3 protein-coding genes are annotated in these 5,569 nt (G+C 30.4%); all 3 read left to right on the top strand.

The window, feature by feature from the left end:
• Positions 1–232 precede the first annotated feature (232 nt).
• Positions 233–1,120 (top strand): ABC transporter ATP-binding protein, encoded by an 888-nt coding sequence (locus ACVC2P_RS17920; RefSeq protein ID WP_452599820.1) that lies wholly within the window; start codon positions 233–235, stop codon positions 1,118–1,120.
• A 3-nt stretch (positions 1,121–1,123) separates the two neighbouring features.
• Positions 1,124–4,687 carry a M1 family aminopeptidase gene (locus ACVC2P_RS17915; RefSeq protein WP_452599819.1) on the top strand — a complete coding sequence of 1,188 codons (3,564 nt, stop codon included), beginning with the start codon at positions 1,124–1,126 and terminating at the stop codon, positions 4,685–4,687.
• 200 nt (positions 4,688–4,887) lie between these two features.
• A partial coding sequence (locus ACVC2P_RS17910) for a sensor histidine kinase (protein ID WP_452599818.1) occupies positions 4,888–5,569 on the top strand: 682 nt, incomplete at its 3' end.

Here is a 5,569-nt window from a genome sequence, read left to right as displayed (position 1 = left end):
ATTTATAGTAGTAGGCATAGCGTGTAACCTCTTTATAAACCTGTTTATCAAATATACTTTAATACCCAAAATCATGCCTATATGTTTGCATTAAAATGAAATTAAAACTAAAACAATGCACACTTTAAAGTATGCTAAAATATGAATGAAACAAGATGCATCTAACATGTGACTTAGAATTCAAAAAAGACGTTACAAATCAATCAATCAATCAATTTAAAAACAAACAGTTATGAATACATTACAAATTAATAACCTTACCAAGACCTATCCCAATGGTGTAAAAGCTTTAAACGGAATTAATCTAGAAATCACTAATGGTATGTTTGGTTTATTGGGGTCTAATGGCGCAGGGAAATCATCATTAATGCGCACCATTGCTTCTTTGCAAGAACCCTCTTCAGGACATATTCTGTTTAACGCTATAGATGTCGTTAAGCAACCTCATGAAATTAGAAAACACCTTGGCTATTTACCTCAGGAGTTTGGTGTATATCCAAAAATATCTGCTGAAAAATTATTAAATCATTTGGCCGTTTTAAAGGGTATTATTAATAATAAGGAACGTAAAGAACAGGTTACTGCATTATTACAACAAGTTAATTTGTACCAACACAGAAAGAAGGCTGTTTATACATTTTCTGGTGGAATGCGTCAACGTTTTGGCATAGCACAGGCCTTATTAGCAAATCCGCAATTAATTATTGTAGATGAACCCACGGCTGGTTTAGACCCAGAAGAGAGCAATCGTTTTTTAAACTTGTTGAGTGAAATAGGGGAGAACGTCATTGTTATTCTTTCCACACATATTGTAGAAGATGTAAAAAATTTATGTCCAAAAATGGCCATACTTGCCGATGGAGAAATTATATCTCAAGGCAATCCAACAGATTTAGTGTCGAGTATTGAAGGCAAAATTTGGACAAAAATAATACCTAAAACAGCTATTGATAGTTACAAGAAAACATTTGATGTTATCTCTATAAAACTAGTTTCTGGAGAAACACAAATTCGTGTATTGTCTGAAAACAAACCTGAAGTTGGGTTTAACATCATCACACCTAATTTAGAAGATTATTATTTCGCAACATTGTTTAATCACAACAATTTAAAAGGGTAAGCCATGTTTAAAAAATTATTACAATTCGAAGTTTTTTATCAATTAAAACAGCGCGCATTCCCTATATTTTCAATCTTATTTTTAGCAATGGGGATGTTTGTTGCTAGCCAAGGTCATGCACCAACAGGTATTAACTTTAATGCTACGTTTCAAGTCTATTTTCATGCCAGTCTTTTCACATTAGGTAGTGTTTTTATCATTATGTTTTTTGCTATAAGTGCTATGCTTAGAGACAAACAGCATCATATGGAATCTTTAATTTATAGCTCTTCCATTAAAAAAGGTCACTATTTTTGGAGTCGTTTTTTAGGAACTTTTATTTTTAGTGTTCTTGCTTTTTCACCTTTTCTTTTAGGGTATTTTTTAGGATTGCATTTTTCAAATTTAGATTCAGAACGCCTCGCAGATTTTAATTTGCTAACGTATTTACAGCCGTTTCTTTATATCGTAATTCCTAACATTTTTATCTGTTCAACACTTATATTTTCTGTGAGCACACTCACCAAAAATAGTACAGCGACTTATGTTAGTGCTGTGTTTATTTATATGCTATATTTTGTGAGTTCTATCTTTTTAAACTCGCCATTATTGGCACAATCTGTTCCAGCTTCCCCAGAAAGTATGGCTTTGGCAGCAATTGCAGATCCTTTTGGTATTGCTGCATTTTTTGAGCAAACACAGTATTGGACTCCTTTTCAAAAAAATACGCAGTTGTTGTCGTTTTCAGGATTATTTCTTCTAAACAGAATTATTTGGATGCTTGTTTCAATAGGGGTTCTATTCGCTACCTATAAATTGTTTTCATTCAGAAAGTTAACGAAAAAAGTCAAAAAAGAATCAAGTATAATAAATAACGTACAGCAGTTGTCAATAGCATATAAAACAGTAAAAGCATGCTATAATTTTAAAGGACAAAGCATGGCTTTTTTCACCTTATTAAAAATTGAATTAAAAAATAGTGTTAGAAGTTTGCCTTTTATAGCAGTACTAATTATGTGGCTATGTATTGTTTTTTCAGAATTATATGCAACAGTAGTAAGTGGTGGCGAATATAGTGTAAGCATATATCCGTTTACCAATCAATTAATAAGTTTGATTGTAGATCCATTAACCATTTTTAGTTTAATATTAATCGTTTTCTATAGTTCTGAAATCGTATGGAGAGAGCGAAGCTTAAACTTTAATAGTATTCTTGATGCTACACCAGCCAAAAACTGGGTGTTCTTTTTATCAAAGTTCTTCGCCTTATTATTGTTACCAATACTGTTAATTACCACAGGTATTTTAATGTGTTTAGCATTTCAAATCAGTTTAGATTATTCAAATTTTGAATTCGGTTTATATGCTACGCTTTTTTATTATTACGGAATTCAGCTAGCAGTATTTTGTATGATGGCTTTATTTGTAAATAGCTTGGTTAAAAATAAATATTTGGGCATGGGAATCTTTGGGTTAGTTGTGCTTTTAAGTTTTAAATCTAACATGTTAGGTCTTGAGCATCCATTAACGAGCATTGGTTATTTACCAAGGTTACATTCTAATAATATGGATGGGTTTAATGCATTTTCTAACTTATTTAATCATCTAGCTGTGTTTTGGTTGGCATTAGGGGTACTGTTAGTCATTATTTCTTTTAAAATATGGAATAGAGGCGTAGTAGCTACGTTTTCTTTAAAATGGAAACAATTAAAACAAAATTGGTCTAAATTACAGCAACTAGCATTTGCATTTTTTATGTTATTATTTATTGGCTCTGGAAGTTTAGTGTTTTACAATACAAATATTGTAAATGACTATACAACTAAAAGCGAACGATTGGATTTTCGTGAGAATTATGAACGAAATTTTAAAAAATATGATAGCCTAGAACGGTTAGTGCGTACAGCAATAAAAACGGAAATAGCCATCTTCCCCAAAGAGCGAAGTTATACGGTAAAAGCATCTAATATGCTGAAAAACAAAGGCAAAAAACCTTTAGCAGAAGTATTTATAACAGAACGGATTCCGTTAGAAAGTATTCGTTTAGAGAATGCAAAACTAGTTACTCATGATAGTGTTTACCAAACGTATTTGTTTAAGTTAAATACCCCTCTACAACCTAACGATTCTATTAAACTTTTTTATAATTTAAAGCATGAGTTAAATGGGTATGACACAGATATATCTATTGTAAATAATGGCACTTATATTAATCGTATGAGCAATTTTGAACCTATTTTAGGGTATAGTTCTGGATTAGAAATCGCAAATAATATAGAGCGTAAAAAAAGGAATTTACCAGAACGTGAAGTAGAAGATAATTCAGATGTACACATGGTTATGGAAGACATTCAATTTGAAAAAGTGAATTTTGAAACCATTATTTCAACCAAAAGTGACCAAACTGCAATTAGTTCGGGTAATTTAATAAACCAATGGGTTGAGAACGGAAGGCATTATTACCACTACAAATCTAAAGACAAAATCATGCCAGCTGTAGGTTATTTTTCAGCAAATTATGAAACAAAAAAAGTGGTGCATAACGGCATTTCAATTGAACAATATTTTGATGCAAATCATGATTTTAATATTGAAACCATTGAAAATAGCATCAAAGAAACTTTAGACTATTGTCAAGATCATTTTGGAGCCTATAATTTCGATTATTTAAGAATTGCTGAAGTTCCTGCACATTGGCCATTTGGAGGCTTTGCGCATCCGGGAGTGATTAGTATGGTTGAGGACAGATTGTATTTAAAAAATGTTAGCCATCCTGAAACCTTTAATTTGGTCGCAAAGCGAACAATTCATGAAGTTGCTCATCAATATTGGGGACACACTTTAACAGCAAAACCAGTCGCAGGGGCTTCTTTATTTGTTGAAGGCTTTGCAAAATACACAGAAGCTGTTGTAATGGAAAAATTATTTGGTAAAAGCGCCATTTATCAATTAACTGAAAATGCTAGAAACAGATATTTTTCAGGACGTTCATTTGCAACTACAATTGAACCGCCTGTTTATAAAGTATATAATGAAGACTATATTGCCTATGGTAAAGCCTTAACTGTTATGTTAGCATTACGAGATTTAATTGGAGAAGAAAACCTAAATAAAGTACTAAAAACAATTACAGACAGACATCGTAATGTTAATAAGTTAGAAGCAAATACCATTGAATTTTTAGACGAAGTTTACAAAGTAGCACCTAAAGAGCAACATGTTTTAATTGCGGACTGGTTTAAACGCGTTATTACCTACGATTTAAGTTTAGAAGATAGTTCTTATAAACTATTAGAAAATGGAACTTATGAAATTTCAGCAACAATAAAAGCGAAGCGTTTTAAGACTTTAAATACTGGAGAAGTAAAACAAATTGCTATTAATGAGCCTATAAAAATTGGTGTTTTTACTACGCATCCCTCTCAGGTGAAAGATGATAGGTCTATTTTATATTTTCAATCAAATCACATCAATAAAGAAATAACTAAGATTAAGTTAATTGTAAAAGAGAAACCTAGATACATTTCAATAGATCCCTTTGGAACAAGGTCTGATCAAAATTATACGGATAATAATTCTAGTTTATAAAAAAACGCCTCATTTAATGAGGCGTTTTTCATGAAATTTAATTCGTTTTAAAACAAATGCTTCTGGGATATTTCATATAAGATGGAGTATCTATTCATTAATAGATAAAAACTTTATAAACTTCTATAATAAACTAGAGATTATCCATAAAATTATAACACTCATTTTCTTTATAGTACTTTAGTATTTTAATATTAAAAATGAAATTAAAATATTTAAAAATAGGGTTGCATTTTTTATTATGGCTGTTATTGTTCATTTATCCGTTGACATCTTTAAATGAGCAATATCTTATTTATAGAAATTGGTTATCGTTAGGCGCTATTTTTATAGCCTTTTACCTTAATTTTTTTGTTTTAGTGGATAACTATTTTCTAAAAAATAAAAAACTTCAATTTTATATACTAAATGTATTTCTTATTGTATTTCTATATATTTTAATAGGGAATATAGTCGGCAATAATTTATTTCATCCATCATTCACTGGAGAGTCACCACGTGAAATTAGAAGTGGTGCAATGACTACAGTTCAAGTTATTTTACCTATAATTTTAAGTATTGGTATGTGTGTCGCGTTGAAAGTAAATACACATTTAAATAAAAATAAGTTATTACTGCAACAAATAAAACAAACTCAATTAAACGCAGAAATTAAATATTTAAAATACCAAGTTCAGCCACACTTTCTATTTAATACACTTAATAATATATATGCATTAATTGATACATCTCCTGTTAAAGCCAAACAATCCATACATACTATGAGTAAAATGATGCGTTATTTATTACATGACGCTTCTAATAATAAAGTTCCACTAGTTAAAGAAATAGAATTTTTAAAGCGTTACCTAGATTTAATGCAATTGAGAGTATCTTCTAATG

Source organism: Pontimicrobium sp. MEBiC01747, from assembly GCF_053601635.1.
This window is presented reverse-complemented; position numbering and strand designations above follow the sequence as displayed.

What these genes read in the sequence shown, in the direction of transcription:
- ACVC2P_RS17920 (WP_452599820.1), top strand. Translation starts at nt 233, where the DNA reads ATGAATACATTACAAATTAATAACCTTACCAAGACCTATCCCAATGGT.
- ACVC2P_RS17915 (WP_452599819.1), top strand. Translation starts at nt 1,124, where the DNA reads ATGTTTAAAAAATTATTACAATTCGAAGTTTTTTATCAATTAAAACAG.